Origin of the sequence: Burkholderia sp. SRS-W-2-2016, from assembly GCF_001931485.1 — a bacterium.
Taxonomy (GTDB): Bacteria; Pseudomonadota; Gammaproteobacteria; order Burkholderiales; family Burkholderiaceae; genus Paraburkholderia.
Genome location: NZ_MSDV01000045.1, coordinates 1 through 21,240, shown reverse-complemented (window position 1 = coordinate 21,240; position 21,240 = coordinate 1). Strand labels below are relative to the sequence as shown.

At 64.7% G+C, this 21,240-nt stretch carries 20 protein-coding genes and 2 tRNA genes; 8 read left to right on the top strand and 14 right to left on the bottom strand.

Features of this window, described 5'->3' with window-relative positions; genetic code table 11:
• Positions 1-195 precede the first annotated feature (195 nt).
• Together BTH42_RS19375 and hemN are read right to left on the bottom strand one after the other, a co-directional pair.
• Positions 196-280 (bottom strand) — tRNA-Leu (locus BTH42_RS19375).
• 96 nt (positions 281-376) lie between these two features.
• Positions 377-1,762 (bottom strand): oxygen-independent coproporphyrinogen III oxidase, encoded by a 1,386-nt coding sequence (gene hemN, locus BTH42_RS19370; RefSeq protein WP_075302370.1) that lies wholly within the window; start codon positions 1,760-1,762, stop codon positions 377-379.
• Positions 1,763-2,065: 303 nt separating this feature from the next.
• Here hemN and BTH42_RS34365 point away from each other — a divergent pair, with 303 nt between their 5' ends.
• From BTH42_RS34365 to BTH42_RS19355, 3 genes are all read left to right on the top strand, one after another.
• Positions 2,066-2,341 carry a YkgJ family cysteine cluster protein gene (locus tag BTH42_RS34365; protein ID WP_083654852.1) on the top strand — a complete coding sequence of 92 codons (276 nt, stop codon included), beginning with the start codon at positions 2,066-2,068 and terminating at the stop codon, positions 2,339-2,341.
• Between the two features lie 22 nt (positions 2,342-2,363).
• Positions 2,364-2,957 carry a DUF1439 domain-containing protein gene (locus tag BTH42_RS19360; RefSeq protein ID WP_075302366.1) on the top strand — a complete coding sequence of 198 codons (594 nt, stop codon included), beginning with the start codon at positions 2,364-2,366 and terminating at the stop codon, positions 2,955-2,957.
• 91 nt (positions 2,958-3,048) lie between these two features.
• Complete coding sequence (locus BTH42_RS19355) at positions 3,049-3,885, top strand: undecaprenyl-diphosphate phosphatase (RefSeq protein WP_075302364.1); 837 nt, start codon at positions 3,049-3,051, stop codon at positions 3,883-3,885.
• A 145-nt stretch (positions 3,886-4,030) separates the two neighbouring features.
• Here the strand turns inward: BTH42_RS19355 and trmB are convergent, their stop codons facing one another.
• From trmB to BTH42_RS19340, 3 genes are all read right to left on the bottom strand, one after another.
• Positions 4,031-4,846 (bottom strand): tRNA (guanosine(46)-N7)-methyltransferase TrmB, encoded by an 816-nt coding sequence (gene trmB / locus BTH42_RS19350; RefSeq protein ID WP_075302362.1) that lies wholly within the window; start codon positions 4,844-4,846, stop codon positions 4,031-4,033.
• A gap of 199 nt (positions 4,847-5,045) precedes the next feature.
• A tRNA-Gly gene (locus tag BTH42_RS19345) sits at positions 5,046-5,119 on the bottom strand.
• Positions 5,120-5,237: 118 nt separating this feature from the next.
• Entirely contained in the window at positions 5,238-6,272 is a 1,035-nt protein-coding gene (locus BTH42_RS19340) for a hypothetical protein (protein ID WP_143752129.1), read from the bottom strand.
• Positions 6,273-6,477: 205 nt separating this feature from the next.
• Here BTH42_RS19340 and BTH42_RS19335 point away from each other — a divergent pair, with 205 nt between their 5' ends.
• Positions 6,478-8,193: a methyl-accepting chemotaxis protein gene (locus BTH42_RS19335; protein ID WP_075302358.1), complete on the top strand. Its 1,716-nt coding sequence runs from the start codon at positions 6,478-6,480 to the stop codon at positions 8,191-8,193.
• 93 nt (positions 8,194-8,286) lie between these two features.
• On the opposite strand, the gene BTH42_RS19330 is transcribed toward BTH42_RS19335, so the two are convergent.
• The 3 genes from BTH42_RS19330 to BTH42_RS19320 form a co-directional block, all read right to left on the bottom strand.
• Entirely contained in the window at positions 8,287-8,850 is a 564-nt protein-coding gene (locus BTH42_RS19330; protein WP_075302356.1) for a YggT family protein, read from the bottom strand.
• 248 nt (positions 8,851-9,098) lie between these two features.
• Complete coding sequence (locus BTH42_RS19325; protein ID WP_075302354.1) at positions 9,099-9,419, bottom strand: EthD family reductase; 321 nt, start codon at positions 9,417-9,419, stop codon at positions 9,099-9,101.
• 87 nt (positions 9,420-9,506) lie between these two features.
• The gene (locus tag BTH42_RS19320; RefSeq protein ID WP_075302481.1) at positions 9,507-10,436 is read right to left on the bottom strand and encodes a Rossmann-like and DUF2520 domain-containing protein; all 930 of its coding nucleotides are present in this window, start codon (positions 10,434-10,436) and stop codon (positions 9,507-9,509) included.
• An 856-nt stretch (positions 10,437-11,292) separates the two neighbouring features.
• Here BTH42_RS19320 and BTH42_RS19315 point away from each other — a divergent pair.
• Positions 11,293-11,589 carry a hypothetical protein gene (locus tag BTH42_RS19315; protein WP_075302352.1) on the top strand — a complete coding sequence of 99 codons (297 nt, stop codon included), beginning with the start codon at positions 11,293-11,295 and terminating at the stop codon, positions 11,587-11,589.
• A gap of 86 nt (positions 11,590-11,675) precedes the next feature.
• On the opposite strand, the gene BTH42_RS19310 is transcribed toward BTH42_RS19315, so the two are convergent.
• On the bottom strand, positions 11,676-12,356 hold the full coding sequence (locus tag BTH42_RS19310; protein WP_075302350.1) for a LysE family translocator: 681 nt from the start codon (positions 12,354-12,356) through the stop codon (positions 11,676-11,678).
• A 59-nt stretch (positions 12,357-12,415) separates the two neighbouring features.
• On the bottom strand, positions 12,416-13,993 hold the full coding sequence (locus tag BTH42_RS19305) for a UbiD family decarboxylase (protein ID WP_075302348.1): 1,578 nt from the start codon (positions 13,991-13,993) through the stop codon (positions 12,416-12,418).
• A gap of 650 nt (positions 13,994-14,643) precedes the next feature.
• On the opposite strand from BTH42_RS19305, the gene BTH42_RS19300 reads away from it, so the two are divergent.
• The gene (locus BTH42_RS19300) at positions 14,644-15,840 is read left to right on the top strand and encodes a lytic transglycosylase domain-containing protein (protein ID WP_075302346.1); all 1,197 of its coding nucleotides are present in this window, start codon (positions 14,644-14,646) and stop codon (positions 15,838-15,840) included.
• Positions 15,841-15,941: 101 nt separating this feature from the next.
• Here BTH42_RS19300 and BTH42_RS19295 read toward each other — a convergent pair whose 3' ends face one another.
• The 4 genes from BTH42_RS19295 to ribBA form a co-directional block, all read right to left on the bottom strand.
• Positions 15,942-17,138 carry a pyridoxal phosphate-dependent aminotransferase gene (locus tag BTH42_RS19295; protein WP_075302344.1) on the bottom strand — a complete coding sequence of 399 codons (1,197 nt, stop codon included), beginning with the start codon at positions 17,136-17,138 and terminating at the stop codon, positions 15,942-15,944.
• 223 nt (positions 17,139-17,361) lie between these two features.
• Positions 17,362-17,796, bottom strand: coding sequence for a transcription antitermination factor NusB (nusB, locus tag BTH42_RS19290; protein ID WP_075302342.1), 435 nt, complete (start codon positions 17,794-17,796; stop codon positions 17,362-17,364).
• A complete protein-coding gene (gene ribH, locus BTH42_RS19285; RefSeq protein ID WP_075302340.1) occupies positions 17,793-18,302 on the bottom strand; it encodes a 6,7-dimethyl-8-ribityllumazine synthase in 510 nt (169 codons plus the stop codon). The genes nusB and ribH overlap by 4 nt, the downstream gene beginning before the upstream one ends.
• Before the next feature lie 48 nt (positions 18,303-18,350).
• The gene (gene ribBA / locus BTH42_RS19280) at positions 18,351-19,484 is read right to left on the bottom strand and encodes a bifunctional 3,4-dihydroxy-2-butanone-4-phosphate synthase/GTP cyclohydrolase II (RefSeq protein ID WP_075302338.1); all 1,134 of its coding nucleotides are present in this window, start codon (positions 19,482-19,484) and stop codon (positions 18,351-18,353) included.
• Between the two features lie 484 nt (positions 19,485-19,968).
• On the opposite strand from ribBA, the gene BTH42_RS19275 reads away from it, so the two are divergent.
• Positions 19,969-21,105 carry a muconate/chloromuconate family cycloisomerase gene (locus BTH42_RS19275; protein WP_075302336.1) on the top strand — a complete coding sequence of 379 codons (1,137 nt, stop codon included), beginning with the start codon at positions 19,969-19,971 and terminating at the stop codon, positions 21,103-21,105.
• Between the two features lie 28 nt (positions 21,106-21,133).
• Positions 21,134-21,240: muconolactone Delta-isomerase family protein (locus tag BTH42_RS19270; protein WP_218641997.1), on the top strand; the 107-nt coding region annotated here is incomplete at its 3' end.

The window sequence follows — 21,240 nt, the reverse complement described above, 5'->3', positions numbered from 1 at the left end:
AGCGACATGGTGGTATCCGTGGTGGTACCGCGAGGCGAAATTCGGTGGTAACCGGGCTCGATAGCACCCAAAATACCACCCGATACCACCGGCTGTCCACGGAACAGCTTGGAACGTTCGGGAAACAAAAAAACCCGCGAAGCCTTTTGCTATCGCGGGTTTATGTACTCCGCCGGAGCTTGCCGGAAAATTCTTTGGTGCCCAGGGCCGGAATCGAACCGGCACGCCTTGCGGCGGGGGATTTTGAGTCCCCTGCGTCTACCAATTTCACCACCTGGGCAGATTCTGCTCGAAAAGCAGAAGCCGCAGATTATGGCGGAAAATCTCACGGCGGGCAAGCCGATTGCTTTGGGCCGCCCGCGCGACCACCTCGGTTTCAGACCGTGCGCGAGAAGCGTTCGAGCGTCTGCTCGCCGAGATAGCGGTCGAATACCATCGCGATATTGCGCACCAACATGCGGCCGGCCATCCGCACTTCGAGCTTGCGGCTGCCGAGCTCGATCAGGCCGTCGTCTTCGAACGGGCGCAGACGTTCCAGTTCCGGCGCGAACGCTTCGGCGAAATGAATCCCGTAAGCCGCCTCGAATTCATCGAACCGCAGTTCGAGATTGCACATGATCTGGGTGATCACGTCGCGCCGCAGACGGTCGTCGGCGGACAGGCGGATGCCGCGCGCGATTGCGAGTTGGCCTGCGTCGATCGCCGCGCCGTAGTCCTTCAGCTCCTTCGCGTTCTGCGCGTAGACGTCGCCGACCTTGCCGATCGACGACGCGCCGAAGCCGATCAGATCGCACTCGGCGCGCGTGCTGTAACCCTGGAAATTGCGGTGCAACGTTCGCCGCGCCTGGGCGCGCGCGAGTTCGTCGGTGGGCAGCGCGAAGTGATCCATGCCGATGTACACATAGCCCGCGTCGGTCAGACGCTCGACCACCCGTTGCAGCAGCGCGAGCCGCTGAGTGGGCGAGGGCAGTGTGGCCGGATCCATCTGCCGCTGCATCTTGAAGAGCTGCGGCATGTGCGCATACGCGAATACCGACAGCCGGTCCGGCGCGAGTTCGAGCATCGTGTCGAGCGTGCGGCTGAAGCTGTCCACGCTCTGATGCGGCAGCCCGTAGATCAGATCGACACCGATCGAATGAAAATCCTCCGCGCGCGCGGCCTGCATCACCGCGGCGGTCAGCTCGAACGGCTGGATCCGGTTGATTGCCCGCTGCACGCGCGGATCGAAATCCTGCACGCCCAGGCTCAGGCGGTTGAAGCCGAGCTCGCGCAGGTGCGCGATCGTTGCGGGCGACGCTTCGCGCGGATCGACTTCGATCGAATATTCGGCGTCGGTGTCCGGCAGCAGCGTGAAGTGCTCGCGGGTCACGGCCATCAACTCGGCCATTTCGTCGTGCGACAGGAAGGTGGGCGTGCCGCCGCCCCAATGCAGTTGCGTCACCGGACGCAGCGTGTCGAAACACGCCGCCTGCAAAGCGATTTCGCGCTTCAGCTGTTCGAGGTACGGCCGCGCATGCGCGCGGTTTTTCGTCGCGACCTTGTTGCAGCCGCAGTAGAAGCACACGGTGTCGCAGAACGGAATGTGGAAGTACAGCGACAGATCGGTCGATGCCGCGCCGGGGTCGGCGGCGGCGCGCCGGTAGTCGGCGGGATCGAACGAATCGCGGAACTGCGGGGCGGTCGGATAGGACGTATACCGCGGACCGTTCGCGCTGTAGCGGGCGAGCAGGTCGGGGCGGAACAGGCTGTCGGCGATGGACATGAGCGGGGCGTTACGGTGGGTGACTGCGGACGCTTCGGGCGCGAGGGCGGCGCTGTTTCAGTGCTGCGAGCCGCTGCGCACGAGGCGCGGAAGCGTTCGAGTTTAAGTGAGTGCTTCTCTCACAAATTGTGTAAAAAGGTCGCACGGAAAGGCGGTGGCACAATGCGGGTCTGGCATGCTTTGCCAAGGTTTCAGTTCAGGAAAGATGACGTGGATCAAGGGTTGAACAGCGCAATGCGCCGTGACGGGTCTGACCGCGCGGCGTTGCAACAGGGCAGCGCGCCGCGCGCGTCGCCGTTTCAGGTGGACGGTCATGCGTGCCGTCCCGATTGCGGCGCGTGCTGTATCGCGCCGTCGATCTCGAGCCCGCTGCCGGGCATGCCGAACGGCAAGCCGGCGGGCGTGCGCTGCGTGCAGCTCGGCGACGATCTGCGCTGCGCGATCTTCGGCCAGCCGGAGCGGCCGGCGTGCTGCTCGGGCCTGCAGCCGCAGCTCGAAATGTGCGGCGCGAATCGCGGCGAGGCGCTGGCGTGGCTCACGCAGCTCGAAGCGCAGACGCAACCGGCGTCGCCTGTTTGAACCCCTCCCCAGGAGATTTCGCATGACCCGACCCGCAGCGCCCGCCCGGCGCCGCTTTCTGCGCGCAGCGCTGAGCGGCTGCAGCGCGCTTGGCATCACGATGTCGCTCGCGGCCTGCGCGAGCCCGACCTTTCCGTTCATCCCGTCGCACTACACGTTCTCGCAGCAGCAGGTGCAGGACGCGGTGCAGCGCAAGTTCCCGTATCAGCGCACGGTGTCGCAGGTGTTCGACGTCGCGCTGAGCAACCCGGTGGTGGGGCTGTTGCCCGATGCGAACCGGGTGTCGGTGAAGCTCGACGCGCGCTTTGCGAGCCCGTTCCTGCAACAGCCGGTCGATGGCGTGTTCACGCTGTCGAGCGAACTCGCGTACGACCCGGGCAGCCATTCGGTGATCCTCAAATCGCCGAACGTCGACAACGTCAGCGTGAACGGGCAGGCGCAGGCCTACACGCAGCAGATCAACGCGGCCGCGGCGCTGCTCGCCACGCAGCTGCTGACCAATTACCCGATCTACACGTTCAAGCCCGAGCAGCTGCAATTTGCCGGCGCGCACTACGAACCCGGTACAATCACCGTCCTTACAAACGGCATACGCGTGCAGATCGTCGAAAAATGACGCGCGCGGCGGCCGCGGGGCCGCGCATTTCTGAATCAGCGTGCCGGCCCTGATCGTTGCGACAACCTACCTACCGCGATAAGGGGCACGGATGGACTGGATACTGGCTTGCAAAGCGCTGATTCTGGGCGTCGTTGAGGGATTGACCGAGTTTTTGCCGGTGTCGAGCACCGGCCATCTGATCGTCGTCGGCAGTCTGCTCAACTTCACCGATGAGCACGCGAAGACCTTCGACGTCGTGATCCAGCTCGGCGCGATTCTCGCCGTGTGCTGGGAGTTCCGGCGCCGCATCGGCGATGTGATCGTCGGTTTGCCGAGCAAGCCCGAGGCGCGCCGCTTCACGCTGAACGTGATCATCGCGACGATTCCGGCGATCGTGCTCGGCCTGATGTTCGAAAAGACCATCAAGGCGGCGCTGTTCTCGCCGGTGCCGGTCGCGCTGGCGCTGGTGGTCGGCGGTGTCGTGATCCTGTGGGCCGAGGCGCGCCAGCGCGCGCGCGGCGACGCGGCGTTGCGGGTGCGTAGCATCGACGATCTGACGCCGCTCGATGCGTTGAAGGTCGGTCTCGCGCAGTGCTTCGCGCTGATTCCGGGAACCTCGCGCTCGGGTTCGACGATCATCGGCGGGATGCTGTTCGGCATCGAGCGGCGCGCGGCGACCGAATTCTCGTTCTTCCTCGCGATTCCGATCATCTTCGGCGCGACCGCGTACGAGCTCTACAAGGACTGGCACGCGCTCTCCACCGATGCGCTCGGCAGCTTCGCGCTCGGCTTCGTGGCGGCGTTCGTCAGTGCGTTCATCTGTATCCGCTGGTTGTTGCGCTACGTCGCGTCGCATGACTTCACGGTGTTCGCGTGGTATCGGATCGGCTTCGGCCTGCTGATTCTGCTGATCGGTTATAGCGGCGGGTTGAGCTGGGCGGATTGAGGTTTTTCGAACGATTAGGGAGGCCGTGACTGGCCGCCCACCGGTTCGCTCACGGTTGCATGAGCGAAAGCAAAAAGGTCCGCGATTGCGGACCTTTTTTGTTTTGCTGGCCGGCAGCTGCGCTGCGGCCGATGCCTGCGTGGCTTTACGCCGTCGCCGCGCGCTTGCGGAACACCAGATCCCACACGCCGTGACCGAGCCGCAGCCCGCGGCGCTCGAACTTCGTCACCGGACGATAGTCGGGGCGCGGCGCGTAGCCGTCGGCGGTGTTCTCCAGCAACGGATCGGCGCCGAGCACTTCGAGCATCTGCTCGGCGTAGTTCTGCCAGTCGGTTGCGCAATGCAGATACGCGCCCGGCTTCAGACGCGACACCAGCAGCGCGACGAACTTCGGCTGGATCAGCCGGCGCTTGTGATGACGCGCCTTGTGCCACGGGTCCGGGAAGAAGATGTGCACGCCGTCGAGGCTGTCGGGCGCGATCATCTGTTCGAGCACTTCGACCGCGTCGTGCTGGATGATGCGGATGTTCGTCAACGACTGCTCGCCCATCAGCTTGAGCAACGCGCCGACGCCCGGCTCGTGAACTTCGACGCCGAGGAAGTCATCGCCCGCACGATGCGTGGCGATTTCCGCGGTGGTCGCGCCCATCCCGAAACCGATCTCCAGCACGCGCGGCGCCGCGCGGCCGAACACGCTGTCCCAGTCCGGCTGCTGCGGCGCGTACGGGACGACGAAGCGCGGGCCCAGGTCGTCGAGCGCGCGGCGCTGGCCGGTCGACACGCGACCGGCGCGCGTCACGAAGCTGCGGATGCGGCGATGGTGCAGCGGGTCGACCGGGGTCGCGCCGGCGCTGTCGTCGTCGAGATTGTCCGGCGCGTCGCTGACGGGCTGCTCCGCGCTATCGTTGGCGGGCGTCGGGAGGTCGTCCGGCAGGCCGGAGTCGTTGGGATCGTGGATCATTCGTCGATGCTGCTGCAAGGATGAGGGCTGCGCGGCTGGCGTGGCGGGCCGCGCGCGGAATGCGGGGTTGGCGGGGCGCGTCGCGCGCTACTCGTCGCGCGCTGCCGGGCCTTACCGCTACAAAAAAGCCCGCTACAAAAAAGCCGCCTTCAGGGAGGCGGCTCTTGCTGGGTTCCGCTGACCGCTCAAGTGCGGAAAGTGGAGCGGGCGATGGGAATCGAACCCACGGCTCTAGCTTGGGAAGCTAGGGTATTACCATTATACGACGCCCGCAGAAGGCGAGATTTTACAGGGTTTTGGGCGTCGGGGGCAATGGGCGGTTGCGGCGACCGGCAGCGCGATCCGCCCCTACGCTTTTGTATGAAATGTGTGTCGCTCTAATCGGGAGCAGTCAGTGAGTGCCGATCTGCGCGTCATGGCGGAGTCGCTTTAGCTTGTGAGACTGTGGCTCCGGATGGTCGTCCTGCTGTAGTGCAATGGAATTCTGTGACTCGGGCGATGTCGCAGTTACCGCCGGAGTGTTTGAGATTTCTGCTTTCCAGCCAGTTACAAAAGCACTGATTTGGGCTGGAGTGGTTTGCGTCAATTGCAATAAGCCTAGTATTCCAATCAACGAGCCAAATATAGTGAGACGTCGTTGCAACTTTGTCTCGAAAGCGGATTCCGCAGCCGTTCTCTCTATCCGAATGATTTCGGCGATTCTCCCCAGTTGATCGACAAGCTCGTGGCGAAGCGATTTGAGGAGCAGCCGCTCGTAGATCGTTTCATAAAGTGGCCCGACCTCCGTAGTGGTGACTCGTGCGGGCGCATCGAAGTAATAGCTTGCAATGAAGCGAGAGATTTCCGAATGCATTGCTTCAATGCGCTTCACTTTCAAATCGTCGCGGCAGCATTCGGCAAGTTCGTGGATAGCATCTTCCAGCATACGGTGATAAGCGCGCCCGAGCATGTATGCCACTAAGGCTCGTTCTACCCGGTCGCTGCTGGACCATGTCGCGAGAATCGCCATGCCTTTTGCATCGACGGCCGCTTCTACCCCCGCGACCTCTGAATAGGCTTCTCGGGTTAAGGTGGCTGACTCTCGAAAGAACATCGAGATGTCATTAATCATGGATGCCGAGTTGCTGGTGGACCAGACAAACCGGCCTATTTCCTCAACCGGTGTATCTTGCTGCGCGAATTTGCGTGCGCATACCCAGGCATATTTTTTGGCTCCGTCGCTCAGAGTGTCAACTGGACAAAAACAGAATACGGTCGATCGATTAGAGCCGGAAAAAAAGCGAATTGCGAATGGCTCGTTCAAACCGTCATGGGCGCTCGTCATGGTTGAACTATGAACCGCCCCAAGAAAATAAGATCCTTGTAGAGGGGTAGTTATCTGGAGCGTGTTTATCGGCTGTTCGATTCGGTAGATGATTCCTTGCACTTCATTCTCCTGAACGGTGGCGGTTATTTATCGAAGGTTTACGGCATCTGTTTAAAAACCTGTATGTGTGCTTGTGGGCTATACGCTCTAGCCTTCAGAACCCCTTCTTCCTGCCGTTATCCCGGTCTGCGCCTGGATCCATAAGCTTCAAAAAAGAAAAGCCAACGCCGCGGCGCCTCCTATCCCGTTGAGAGAATTTCCCAAAATGCAGTGGTTTTCCAATCTGAAGCTCAGTCACAAGCTGGTCGGCGCATTGATGCTGTGTGCGTTCGTGACGGCTATCGTCGGCATCGTCGGCGTGCTCAAGGTGCGCGAAGTCGCGACGATGCAGACCGAAATGTATGAGCGTGAATTCGTGCCGGTGCGCAACGACGGCACCGCCGCGTGGCAGGCGGCCTCGCACTTCCGGCGCCTCTATTCGTACATCCTGAACCCGGACGTGGCCGGCCGCGCCGATACCGTGCGCCTCAATCACGGCGGCGAGGCGGCGATCCTGTCGGCGTTCGACTACGAGCGCAAGCACGCGAGCACCGACGCGCAGAAGCAGTTGCTCGACGACTTCGACGCCGCGTGGCCGGCCTATATGAGTTCGGTCGCGAAAGTGATGGCGCTCGCCGACCAGGGCGATCAGCCCGGCGCGCTCGCCGAGCTGAAATCCAATACCGATCCGCTGCACGTGAAACTGCGTACGCTGCTGATCAAGCTGTCGGACGTGCGCGACGAGCTCGCGCGGCGGCGCGTCGAACACGGTGTCGACGCGGTGCGCTCAGTCACGTGGTGGATAGCGAGCTGCGCGCTTGCCGGCGTCGCGATCGCACTCGGCCTGGGCCTGCTGGTGACGCGCGCGGTCGTGCGGCAGATCGGCGGCGAGCCGGCCGACGTCGCGCAGGTGGTCGAACTGATCGCCGGCGGCGATCTGAGTCAGCGTCTGGAGAGCGGCCGCACCGGTCAGCGCAGCATCCTCGGCGCGATCGCCGACATGCAGCAGCGTCTCGCGACCACGATCGGTTCGATTCGCGAAAGCGCCGAGTCGGTGAGCGTCGCGTCGCAGCAGATCGCGAGCGGCAACATCGATCTGTCCGCGCGCACCGAAGGGCAGGCCGCATCGCTCGAACAGACCGCAGCGAGCATGTCGGAGCTGACGCAGACCGTCAGCCGCAATAGCGACAACGCGCGCAATGCCAGCGCGCTCGCCACCCAGGCCGCGCAGGTTGCGAACACCGGCAACACCGCGGTCGAGGGGATGGTGCGCACGATCGGCGAGATCAGCGGCAGCTCGACGAAGATTTCCGAGATCACCGGCGTGATCGAGGGCATCGCGTTTCAGACCAACATCCTCGCGTTGAACGCGGCGGTCGAAGCCGCGCGCGCCGGCGAGCAGGGGCGCGGCTTCGCGGTGGTCGCGAGCGAGGTGCGCAATCTCGCGCAACGCTCGGCCAGCGCGGCCAAGGAAATCAAGGAAATGATTACGACTTCGGCGGCGATCATCGAGGGCGGCACGCAGCAGGCCGCCGAAGTCAGCGCGACGATGGCCGACATCAAGGACGCGATCCATCGGGTGTCGGATATCGTCGGCGAAATCGCGACGGCCTCCGAGGAGCAGAACCGCAGCATCCATCAGGTCGGCCAGGCAGTCACGCAGATGGACGAGACCACCCAGCAGAACGCGGCGCTCGTCGAACAGGCCGCGGCGGCTGCGCAATCGCTCGATGCGCAGGCGCGCAAGATGAAGCAGACGGTGGCGGTGTTCCGGACCGGGGAGAGCCGGGGTTTCGCGGCGGAGCTGGCGCCGAAGGCGGCGCCGCTGGTGCCGGCGCGGGCCGCGAAGCCCGCGGTAACGCAGCCTGTGGCGCAGAAGCCCTCGGTGGCGGCGCCGAGGCCTGCGATGGCGACGGCGGACGACGACTGGGATACGTTCTGAGCTGCGCTAAATCCGCGTTGAGGCGAGGCTGTGGCGCCGCCGAGGCGAGCGGCGCGCGGCTTTCACCACGCGCCACTTCGCTTCAACACACACTCAGATCACAAAGTAAGTCAGCTGCACCGCCGCGCGCGTGACCACCATCTGCAGCACCTGCACGATCACGAACAGCAGAATCGGCGAAAGGTCGATGCCGCCCAGCTGCGGCAGCACGCGGCGCAGCGGATTCAGAAACGGCGCGGTCAGCTGATAGAGGATCGGCATCGCCGGCGAGCGCGGGTTGAGCCACGACAGCAGCGCCATCAGGATCGTCATCCAGATGATCAGGTTCAGCGCCCACTTGATCGCGGTCAGCACCGCGACGATCAGCAGCGTCGGCGCCAGCGCCAGCGGATCGGCGCCGGTCAGCACGACCATCAGCACCACGTAGACGATCGCGGCGATCAGCGTCGCGATCACGCTCGCCCAGTCGATCCTGCGCGTGCTCGGCAGGATATGGCGCAGCGGCAGCACGATCCAGTTGGTCGCCTGCATCACGGCGTTCGATACCGGGTTGTACGGCGGCAGACGCACGACCTGCAGCCACGCGCGCAGCAGCAGCGCCGCGCCGAACAGCGTGAAAACGGTATTGAGTAGAAAACGGGCGATATCGCCAAACATCTCGTGTCCTTATGCTTCTGAGCGCGGCCCGGTTGGCCGGGGTTGCCCGCGTGGGCGCGCCGGTGCTCGGTTGATTGGCAGACGTGTTGCTCGCGCAACGGCGTCTCGACTGGTGTCGGTTTCAGGCGGCCGCGCGGGGTGCTGGCGGTGAGTCGCGCGGAAATTGCGTTGGAAAGATTTCGACCGGCTCGGCCCGCCGGCGGCTCGACGTCATTGCGCTCCGCCGCCCGCCGGCTGTCTGTCCGGCATCACACGGAAACCCGGACCTCGCTGATCAGGATCTTGCCGTTGCCGCCGTCGGTGTAATTCGGAATGTCCGCCAGCAACTGTTCGGACGCGGGCTTGAACACTTTATAGAAGTCGTCCGCGCTGTCGAACAGGAAGTGACCGGCGGCCACGTACGGCGGCGGCGTGCCGGGCGGCCCCGCATTGAGACCCGCGTCGACCGACCAGCCTTTCAGCGCCGGCCCGAACAACTTCGCCGCGAGCGGCATGTGGGTCGCGCAGTAGTAGTCCATGTCGAAGCGGCCGTTTTCCCGGTACGGATAAAGGATGCTGACCTTGATCATTGTGCGTTCTCGTCTGTTGGTCCCGAAGCGCGGCGCGGCCAGCCGCGGGCGGTCTGGCGGTCGCGCCGGTCGTCACATTATCACGGCTTACTTGACGCTTGCACCTGCGGCCGCCTGATCGAGCGAGCGGCCCAGCGATTCTTCCACCGACGCCGAGATTGCATCGAGGGTCGCGGGCGGGGTCGCGCGACGCCGCGCGAGTTCGACCGCGCGGCGCGTCAGCAATCCGTAGAGCGCGGCGTGATCGCCGCCGAGTCCTTCGAGCAGCGCCAGCTGCTTTTGCACGACGCCGGTGTCGCCCCGTGACACCGGGCCGGCGAGTGCGTTCGACAACCCTTTGTCGCGGGCGGTTTCGATCGTGCCGGCGAGCATCGGCAGCAGCGCGCGCAGCGCGTCGTCTTCGGCGAAACCGAGCGTGCGCCACAGCGCGACGCATTCGGCGAGGCTGCACAGCGCGAAGCTCGCCGCGTAGTGCGCGGCGCCGTGATAGAGCATCCGGCTGCCGGGCGGGATCGATAGCGGATGGCAGCGCAGCGCGAGCGCGAGCGCGGTCAACTGGTCCTTCAGCGCGCCGTCGGCTTCGATCGTCACCGAGCAGCCGGCGATCCGCTCGAGATCGGCGGGCTCGCCGCCAAACAGATAGAGCGGATGAAAGCCGCCGATCGCCGCGCCCTGCGCGCGGGCCGGCGCCAGCAGTTCGACCGGCGACGCGCCGCTGCAATGCACGAGCGCCTTGCCGCTCGCGTCTTCGGGGCCGAATCGGAGTGTGTGCGCTGTCGTACCGATGCTGTCGTCGGGAACGGCTAAAAAAACGATATCGGCGGCAGCGACGACCTGTTGCGGATCATCCGACGCCGCGCAGTGTTCGAGCTGGTCGGCGAGCCGGCGCGCGGACCCGGTCGAGCGGCTGGCGATCGCGGTAACCGGATAGCCGGCCCGCGCGAAGCCCAGCGCGAGACAGCGCGCGAGGCGCCCCGCGCCGATGAAGCCGACGCGCGGCAGGGAAGACTGGGACATGGTCGGCGGCTCCGGGACGGATCGGTTGAACGGGAAAAACGAAGTATCGCGCATCCGGCGGCGCGCACGCGCGCGGTCCGGCCCCGGCGATTTTCCGTGATGTTTCTGCGCTCGTGTGGCCACCTGTCGTCCGATCAGTTCGCCGGCGATATGGCGCCCACGGCCGGTCATCGGGCCGCGCGATGCCCGCGGGCCTGAAAACTGCTCAGAATCGTGAGTGGAATGAAGCAATGGTTTGGAAGAAGTTGCGGTTGCGTACTTTTGCGGTTCCTGTCTACGTGAAGCAGTCAGAGATTCGGGAGGGTAGCGATGAGTATTTTTTCTTACCGAAAACATTTGCGGTTCCTGACGCACGCCCAGCGCCGTCGCTGGTGGGATCAGAAAAAGCGCCTGACGCCGCGCGTGCGGATCAGCGTCGCGTACGTGCCGCCGAATGTGTCGCGCGAATTTACATATGTGAAGGTCGGGTAGGCCCGCGCTCGTTACAGGTGAGAAAATGCCCGGCATGACGTTTTGGCCGGGCATTTTTCGTAGGGAATTGATTGCCGCTGTCAGTTTTGAAGCGAATTTGTAATCAAACATTACCGAATCGCGAAGCTCCATTCACTCGCGCGCGCCGGGCCTTCCAGCGCGCCGCGTCAGTCTCGCCCAACCCCTTGATTCCCGGTCCGTTTCCGGCTCCCCGCGAGCGCGGCTGCACGCTCGTGCGCGGTTCGCGGTGGCTCGTCGGCTGTTGCTGATTGCAATTTGCAACAAATGCGAACAGTTCGGCGGGGGCTTTTTCGTTAAATTGGATCAACAGCATGCGAGGCATGCGCAGTCGGCGACCTTGGCAGGCCGCGCTAGGAGAATAGAAGTGAAAAAGATCGTTCCTTTTGTCGTAGCAGCCGGACTCGGCCTGGGACTTGGCGGGGCCGCTCAGGCACACGTTTCCGTCGGTATTGGCCTCGGGGTGCCGGTCGCGCCGGCCTATCCGGTGTATGCGGCGCCGCCGCCGCCGGTCTATTACGCGCCGCCCCCGCCGGTGGTCTATGGGCCGGCTCCGGTCGTCGTCGCGCCGGCTTATTACGGCTATGGTCGTCCGTACTATCGGCATGGCTACTATCGCGGCTACTACGGCCATGGATACGGCCACGGCTATTACCGCCGCTAGGCGCCGGCGCATCTGACGCGCAATGAAAAACGGCTCGCATCTGCGAGCCGTTTGCGTTTGGGCGGCGTTTGGGTGGTCAGCGCGCGTCAGCTGCTGACATGCGCGGTGCTCTGCACGATCAGATCGTGATACCCATTGACGATCACGCTGTACGAGAAATACGCGAACAGCAACGCCGACAGCACGTGACACGCGCGCAGCAGCCCGGTGCCGGCGCGCTTGCGGCCGTGGCTGCCGAGTCCGCAGATGAACAGCGTCCAGCACAGTCCACCGAGGAAAAAGCCGCCGAGAAAGATCAGCGCGGTTCTCGGGCTCGTCGCGCCGGCTTTCGCGATCAGCGCGCCGCCGACCGCCGCGAACCACAGAATCGCCGTCGGCGACGACACCGCGAGCAGCACGCCGCGCAGAAAGCCGCGCCACGCGGACGGTTGCGGCACGGCGGTGGTGCCGTCGCCGGCGGCCGCGGGCGACGTGGCGGGGAACATCGCCTCGCGCGCCATCTTCCACGTGAGAAACAGCAGGATCGCCGCGCCGCCGATCCATACGACCCAGCGCACCGACTCGAATTGCAGCAGCGCGGCCATGCCGGCGAGCGCGAGCGCCGCGTAGATCAGGTCGCCGACGCACGAACCGAGGCCGAGCCAGAAGCCCGGCCGGAAGCCGTGCGACAGCGTCATCGAAATGATCGCGACGTTGACGAGACCGATGTCGAGACACAGCGACAGGGACAGAAAAAATCCGTCCGACATCATTGAAAAGGCGGGCATCCGGGTCCTGCTCCAACTTTGTTGTTATGGGTTATGCGGGTTGTGCGGTGACAGGGGGCTCAGGGTTTGCCGAGGCCCAACTGATCCCACAGGCTATCGATGCGCTGCTTCACCGCGTCGTCCATCACGATCGGGCGGCCCCATTCGCGGTCGGTTTCGCCCGGCCACTTGTTGGTCGCGTCGAGCCCCATCTTCGAGCCGAGCCCGGCTACCGGCGACGCGAAGTCGAGATAGTCGATCGGCGTGCGGTCGACCAGCACCGTGTCGCGCGTCGGGTCGACCCGCGTCGTGATCGCCCAGATCACTTCCTTCCAGTCGCGGATGTTGACGTCCTCGTCGACGACCACGATGAACTTCGTGTACATGAACTGCCGCAGGAAGCTCCACACGCCGAACATCACGCGTTTCGCGTGGCCGGCGTAGCTCTTCTTCATCTGCACGATCGCCATCCGGTAGCTGCAGCCTTCGGGCGGCAGATAGAAGTCGGTGATTTCGGTGAACTGCTTCTGCAAGAGCGGCACGAACACTTCGTTGAGCGCGACGCCGAGCACCGCGGGTTCGTCGGGCGGTTTGCCGGTGTAGGTCGAGTGGTAGATCGCGTCGCGCCGCATCGTGATGCGCTCGACCGTGAAGACCGGGAACCACTCCTGTTCGTTGTAGTAGCCGGTGTGGTCGCCGTACGGGCCTTCGAGCGCGTGCTCGTAGCCCGCCGACGCGCCCTTCGACGGCCGCGGCGGCGCACCGGCCGGCGCGGGGGCAGGCGCGCCGTCCTGCGGATAGATAAAGCCCTCCAGCACGATCTCGGCGCGCGCCGGCACCTGCAGACCGTCGACGCCCGGCGTCAGGCACTTCGCGAGCTCCGTGCGGCCGCCGCGCAGCAGCCCGGCGAACTGGTATTCGGACAGCGTGTCGGGCACCGGCGTGACCGCGCCGAGCGTGGTGGCCGGATCGGCGCCGAGCACCACGGCGACCGGATACGGCTGGCCCGGGTTGCGCAGCGCGAACTCGCGAAAATCGAGCGCGCCGCCGCGATGCGCGAGCCAACGCATGATCAGCTTGTTACGGCCGATCAGCTGCTGTCGATAAATGCCGAGATTCTGTCGGCTCTTGTTCGGGCCTTTCGTAACGGTCAGGCCCCAGGTGATCAGCGGGCCGGCGTCGCCGGGCCAACAGGTCTGGATCGGCAGCTTGGCGAGGTCGACGTCGTCGCCTTCCCAGACGATTTCCTGGCAGGGCGGCGCGCTGACCGTCTTCGGCGCCATGTCCCACACCGCCTTCGCGAGCGAGAACAGCTTGCCCGCATCCTTGAGCCCCTTCGGCGGTTCCGGCTCCTTCAACGCGGACAGCAACCGGCCGACGTCGCGCAGCGATTCGAGCGCGTCGTGGTCGCCCGCGCCGGCCTCGGCGTCGATGCCCATGCCGAGCGCGACCCGCCGCGGCGTGCCGAACAGGTTGCCGAGCACCGGGAACGCATGCCGCTCGGTGTTCTCGAACAGCACAGCCGGGCCGCCGGCGCGCAGCACGCGATCGCACAGCTCGGTCATTTCGAGTTGCGGCGATACCGGTTGCGAGATACGGCGCAGTTCACCGATCGATTCGAGGCGGCCGATGAAGTCGCGCAGGTCTTTGTATTTCATCTGTAACGGTCGGGGCCGCATGCGCGGCGCATAGGGGCGGATGACGGACGGGTAGCGGTGCAAAAACCGCCGCAAAATGCGACGGCCGGAACGGCGCAAGGAGCCCGGCTGGCGCAAAAACGGTTGTCGATTTTACCTGCGTTGGCCAGCGCACGTAGTTCGACTAAATGACCGCTCCGAAACGGTCAGGGTCAGACCGCTGAAAACGCGCATGGCGCGCGGTTTTCGACCGACTGAACGCTGTTCATAATTACAAATAGTTATAGATATTGCATTCTATAGTGTTGACGATCTATAAAACCGTGCATAGAATCCGTCCACATTAGTCACAGGGCGTTAACCTTTTTACCGCTGCCCCGCTCCTTCGACGCAACGCGTCACCGTTTCCGTTTGCCCTCAGGGCACGAACGGCCACACTGAAAGTCCTCACCAGCGTCCGCTGACGCTGGTTTTTCGCGTGGGAGCCAAGCCCGGCACGCTTCGAGTGTGTCTGGGCTGTTTTTGAGATGGCTCCCCGGACGGTATTTGCCGTTTTCCCGACATCGCTGCTGCCCAACCAGCGAGCAGACGATGTCTTGACTCCGCGAACATGTCGTTCCGCCTGTGTTTATCCGGCGGCGTGCGCGGATCATGCAAGATGGGAGATCTGAATGAACGCCTGGTTATCGTGGCGTCCCGATGAGCGTATTGCGCAGTTGATGCGTGGTGTGCTGCGTCGCGGGACGCGACTCAGTCATCACCTGTTCAGTATTGTCGGCGGAATCGCCGTGGTACTGGCACTCGCTCTCTGGCTGATGCCGACATGGCGCGGCGTGCTCGCCGCGCGGCTGATGCCGGTGGTGTCCGCCGCCGTGCAGGCCGGCCCGGCCCGCCTGCTGCAAGGCAATCCGATGCCCGCGATCGGTCCGGCCCACTACAACGGTCCGTCGTCCGACGACTCGCTGGCGGCCAACACGCCCAGCATGTCGGGTAACGCCGACGCCGCTAACGACGGCAGCACGACCTTCACGGTCGGCAGCACCAGCTTCGACAGCGCCTTCAACAATTCCGGCTCGGCCGGCATGGGTGTGGCGACGCTGAACGGCCTCGATCCGCGCACGATGCAGAGCGTCACCGCGCTGGCCAGCCTGATTCCGGCGCAGCGCGTCTCCGCCGATGCCCGCGACGACCGCGTGCTGGTGTCGAGCCGCGAGCAGGAACTGGTGGCGTCGTACCTCGCACGGCGCTATCGCGTTGCTCAGGACCCGGTCGGCGAACTCGTCAAAGCCGCGTTCGATACCGGCCGCGAAGTCGGTCTCGACCCGCTGCTGCTGCTGTCGGTGATGGCGATCGAATCGGGCTTCAACCCGTACGCCGAAAGCGGCGTCGGCGCGCAGGGCCTGATGCAGGTGATGTCGAAGGTGCATTCGGACAAATTCCAGTACTTCGGCGGCCAGAGCGCGGCGCTCGAACCGCTCGCCAACATCAAGGTCGGCGCGCTCGTGCTGAAGGATTGCATCGCGCGCGGCGGTTCGCTGCCGGGCGGCCTGCGTCTGTACGTCGGCTCGACCTCGCCGGACGACGGCGGCTATGGCGCCAAGGTGATGGCCGAGCGTGGTCGTCTGCGTGACGTCGCGCGCGGCCGCAAGGTGCCGATCAACGCGCCGCAGGCGCCGGTTCTGACCGCGTCGGCTAATCCGGCTCCGGCTGCCGCCAGCAGCAACGGTGCTAACGGCAAGCGCGTGCAGGTGACGTTGCAGACCGGCCACACGGGTACGTCGACGCATACGCCGTCGGCCGAGCCGGATGACGATACGAGCGCGAGTGCGACGCGGCATGTCGCGTCGGCTTCGGAACTGGGCGCCTGACTGACGGCAGCGGTTCCGGGCGGTTGAGCTCGTAAAAAAATGGACACCCGAGGGTGTCCATTTTTGTTTCCAGCGGTCGATTCAGCTCCGCGCGGCGCCGCTCAATGCCGCCCAAACAGCTTCGCCAGCCGCTCGACCGCCTCTTCGAGCTTCGGATACGCGGTCGCATACGACAGCCGGATATAGTCCTTCGGCGCATGCGTGCCGAAGTCCATACCCGGCACCAGCACGACGCCGGCGTCGTGCAGCATCGCCTTGGTTAGCTCCGCACTATTGCCGGCCGCCGGATGCGCGACGCCGCGGCAATCCGCGTACACGTAGAACGCGCCGTCCGGCATTACCGGCACCGCGAAGCCGAGCGCTTCGAGCGCCGGCGCGATGAAATCGCGGCGTCGTTTGAATTCGAGGCGGCGCGCTTCATAGATAGCGATCGTGTCGGGCTCGAAGCAGGCGAGCGCCGCGTGTTGCGCGAGTGCCGACGCGCAGATGAACAGGTTCTGCGCGAGCTTTTCGAACGCGCCGACCATCGCCGGCGGCACCACCAGCCAGCCGAGTCGCCAGCCGGTCATGTTGAAGTACTTCGAGAAGCTGTTGACGGTGATCACGTCGTCGCCGAACGACAGCGCCGACACCGGCTTCGCGTCGTAACTGAGACCCTGGTAGATTTCATCGACGATCGTGAAGCCGCCGCGCGAGCGCACGGCCTTGACGATGCGTTCGAGCTCGGCCGGCTCGATCGACGTGCCGGTCGGGTTCGACGGCGACGCGAGCAGCACGCCGCGAGTGCGTTCGCCCCACAGGCGCTCGACGTCGGCGGCGGTCAGCTGGAACCGTTCGGCGGGGCCGCTCGGCACCATCACCGGCTTGCCTTCGGCGGCGATCACGAAATGGCGGTTGCACGGATAGCACGGGTCGGGCATCAGCACTTCGTCGTCGCGATCGACCAGCGCCGCGCACGCGAGCAGCAGCGCGGCCGACGCGCCGGCGGTCACGACGATCCGGGCCGGATCGACCTCGACGCCGTAAAAGTCGGCGTAATGCGCGGAGATCGCATCGCGCAGCGCATGCAGGCCGAGCGCGTTGGTGTACTGCGTGACGCCGCGGCGCAGCGCGTTCGCCGCCGCCTCGATGACCGGCTCGGGCGCGGTGAAATCGGGTTCACCGATTCCCATGTGGATGATGTCGCGCCCGGCGCGCTCGAGCAGCGCTGCCTCCTTGGCCAGTTCCATCACGTAGAAGGGCTGGATCGCGTCGACGCGGGCGGCAAGCCGCGCGAGCGGTTCGGTCACGGAGTTCATACAGTTAGATCCAGTTCAGAAGCACAGGCGGAAACGAAAGCAGAAGCGGGATGGCGCGCGCGGGAAGGGGAGTGGGACGCTGAGTTGCATGAGGCGCCGACATAGCCGCTGTCGCGCGCGAGGTGCCATCCGGGCGGACGGCCAGCTTTGCCATCCGCTTGATTCGGGTAATGCGAGGCGGCGCGTGCGGCCATCCTGGTGGGTGGCCGCACCCGCGCCCGGGTCAGCCCTTGCGGGCCGCTTGCGTCTCGGTCGCGCGCAGTTGCGCCGAGAGCTTGTCCAGCACGCCGTTCACGTACTTGTAGCCGTCCGAGCCGCCGAACGTCTTGGTCAGTTCGACCGCCTCGTTGATGACCACGCGATACGGAATGTCGACGTGATTCTTCAGCTCGAACGCGGCGACCAGCAGCACCGCGCGTTCGACCGGCGACAACTGCTCGATCGGCCGGTCGAGACACGGTGCGATCGCGGCCGACAGCGCCTCGGAATCGCGCATCACGCCATGCAGGATCACGTCCAGGTGCTCGTGATCGGCCTTGTCGTAACCTTGCGCGCCGCGCAGTTGCGCGTCGATTTCACCGGCGGGCGAGCCCGACAGCAGCCACTGGTAAAGCCCCTGCGTGGCCAGTTCGCGGGAGCGTCGGCGTGCGCTCTTCATGCCTGTTCCTCGTCTTCGTCTTCTTCCTCGTCGTCATCGCCGCCGAGTTGTTCCAGCGCAACCGCGAGGTTGGCCATTTCGACCGCCACGCGTGCCGCGTCGCGACCCTTCTCGGTCATGCGCGCGACCGCCTGTTCGTCGTTCTCGGTGGTCAGCACCGCGTTCGCGACCGGGATGCCGAAGTCCAGACCGATGCGGGTGATGCCCGCGCCGCTTTCGTTCGAGACGAGTTCGAAGTGGTAGGTCTCGCCGCGGATCACCGCGCCGAGCGCGATCAGCGCGTCGAATTGCGCGCTTTCCGCGAGCTTTTGCAGCGCCAGCGGGATTTCCAGCGCGCCCGGCACGGTGACCAGCAGCACGTCTTCGCCGGTCACGCCGAGGCGTTCGAGTTCTTCGATGCAGGAGTCCGCGAGGCCGTTGCAGACCGGTTCGTTAAAGCGCGCCTGGACGATGCCGATACGCAGTCCGTCGCCATCGAGATTCGGTTGGTATTGTCCGATTTCCATGTGAATTCCGTAGTGTTTGAGTGGGCGCGATGCGCGGGAGTGGCCGGATCAGCCTTGCGGGGCTTGCGTGCTACCACCGGGCATCGGCACGAAGCCCGTGACTTCGAGACCATAACCCGACATGCTGCCGAGCTTGCGGGGATTCGACAGCACCTGCATCTTGCCGACGCCGAGTTCGCGCAGAATCTGCGCGCCGATCCCGTAGGTCTTGAAGTCGACCGGCCGGCGCTTGAGCGCATCGGCCTTTTCCTTCGAGTCGAACGCCTTGAAGACGTCGATCAGATGGTCTTTCGAGTCGCCGCAGTTCAGCATCACGACCACGCCGAGATCGCGCTCGGCGATTTCCTTGATGGCCGCGTCGAGCGTCCACGAATGGGTGGATTCGCCGACTTCGAGCAGATCCAGCACCGACAGCGGCTCGTGCACGCGCACCGGCGTGTCGACGTCCGGGCTCGGGGTGCCGCGCACCAGCGCGAGATGCGGCTGGCCGCTCGGCTGGTCCAGATACATGATCGCGCGGAACGCGCCGTGCGCGGTTTGCATCGTGCGTTCGCAAACGCGCTCGACGATCGATTCGGTGAGGCTGCGGTAATGGATCAGATCGGCGATCGTGCCGATCTTCAGGCCGTGTTCTTCGCCGAACTTGATCAGGTCGGGCAGGCGCGCCATCGTGCCGTCGTCGTTGATCACTTCGCAGATCACCGAGGCCGGTGTGAGACCGGCCAGCGCGGTGAAGTCGCAGCCGGCTTCGGTATGGCCGGCGCGCACCAGCACGCCGCCCGGCTGGGCCATGATCGGGAACACGTGGCCCGGCTGCACGATGTGCTCGGCGCGCGCGTCCGGCGCGACCGCGGCGGCGACCGTGCGGGCGCGGTCGGCGGCCGAAATGCCGGTGCTCACGCCTTCGGCCGCTTCGATGCTGACCGTGAACGCGGTGCCGTACTGGGTGCCGTTGCGGTACGTCATCAACGGCAGGTTCAGCTGCTTGCAGCGTTCCTGGGTGAGCGTCAGACAGATCAGGCCACGGCCGTAGCGGGCCATGAAATTGATCGCTTCCGGAGTGACAAACTCGGCGGCGATCACGAGGTCGCCCTCGTTTTCGCGGTCTTCTTCGTCGACGAGGATCACCATCCGGCCGGCTTTCAGTTCGGCGATGATCTCTTGGGTGGAGGCGAGCGTCATGTTGGCGAGATTTTCGGGAAAGCGCGTATTTTACGCCACGCGCGGGCCCAAGTCGCCTGGGCCGGACGACATAGATCGTTTGGCCGGCTATCGGTGGGCGGGGCGTCGTTGTTACGCTCGTCGAAACGGTTGGGTGGCCGTGGCGAGGGCTCAGGTTTCTCGCGGCGGGGCGGCGCCCCTCGGCTCGTAAGCGGACGCATCTAACCTAACTCGACCGTCGCTGCTTTGCTCCAGATCATGGGCATATCGCACAACATGCTCCACATGCATGGAAGCTTGACGTAGATCATGAGGGGGCAAGAAAAAGCGCCGGTTTTTCAATGCATCAGTTGCATGGTGCAGTGCGGAATAGGTCGAAAACACGCGGTTTTCGGCTACATCATGCTTTGGAGGTATGGAAGCGGACGGCAAAAGTATTGGACGCCAAAATCGCGCCAGAGGTATAAAAACGTCCAACGAACTTCCTCTCTCGCAGCCGCCCCCCATGACCCACCCGACCATCGAACGCATCGAAACCAGCCTCGTCGATCTGCCGACGATCCGCCCTCACAAACTGTCGGTCGCCACGATGTACGGGCAGACGCTGATGCTGGTGAAGATCTACTGCAGCGATGGCGTGGTCGGTATCGGCGAAGGCACGACGATCGCCGGGATGGCCTACGGCCCGGAAAGCCCGGAAGCGATGAAGCTCGCGATCGACGCGTACCTCGCGCCGGCGATGATCGGCAAGGACGCGACGCGCATCCAGGCGCTGATGGCGCACCTGGGCAAGCTGGTCAAGGTCAATCATTTCTCGAAGAGCGCGCTCGAAACCGCGCTGCTCGACGCGCACGGCAAGCGTCTTGGCGTGCCGGTCAGCGAACTGCTGGGCGGGCGTCGCCGTGAACGTCTGCCGGTCGCGTGGACGCTCGCCTCGGGCGATACCGCGAAGGACATCGCCGAAGCCGAGCACATGCTCGAAGTGCGCCGCCACAACGTCTTCAAGCTGAAGATCGGCGCGAAGGAACTCAAAACCGATATCAAACACGTCGCCGAAATCAAGAAAGCGGTCGGCGACCGCGCGGCGGTGCGTGTCGACGTCAACATGGCGTGGAGTGAAACCCAGGCCGCATGGGCGATTCCGGCACTGGCCGAAGCGGGCTGCGACCTAGTCGAGCAGCCGGTTGCATCGGCGGCCGCGCTCGCGCGCCTGATGCGCCGTTTCCCGGTCGCGCTGATGGCCGACGAAGTGCTGCAAGGCCCGGACAGCGCGTTTGAAATCGCGAAGAACGGCGGCGCCGACGTGTTCGCGATCAAGATCGAACAAAGCGGCGGCCTGTTCGCCGCGCAACGCGTGGCCGCGATCGCGGATGCCGCCGGCATCGAGCTGTACGGCGGCACGATGCTCGAAGGCGCATTCAGCACGGTCGCGTCCGCACATCTGTTCGCGAGTTTCGCGAACCTGCAGTGGGGCACCGAACTGTTCGGCCCGCTGCTGATCACCGAAGAAATTCTGACCCAGCCGCTGGACTACAGCGACTTCGAACTGACCGTGCCGAACGGCCCGGGTCTGGGTATCGAACTTGACGAGGCGAAGATCAAGCGCTTCACTCGCGATGGGCTGATGAAAGTCACCCGCTAAACGGATTCCGATTCAAGAGGATTTAAAGATGCTATTCCACGTACGCATGGACGTGAATCTGCCGGTCGATATGCCGGCGGAAATCGCCAACGAAATCAAAACCCGCGAGAAGGCTTATTCGCAGGACCTGCAGCG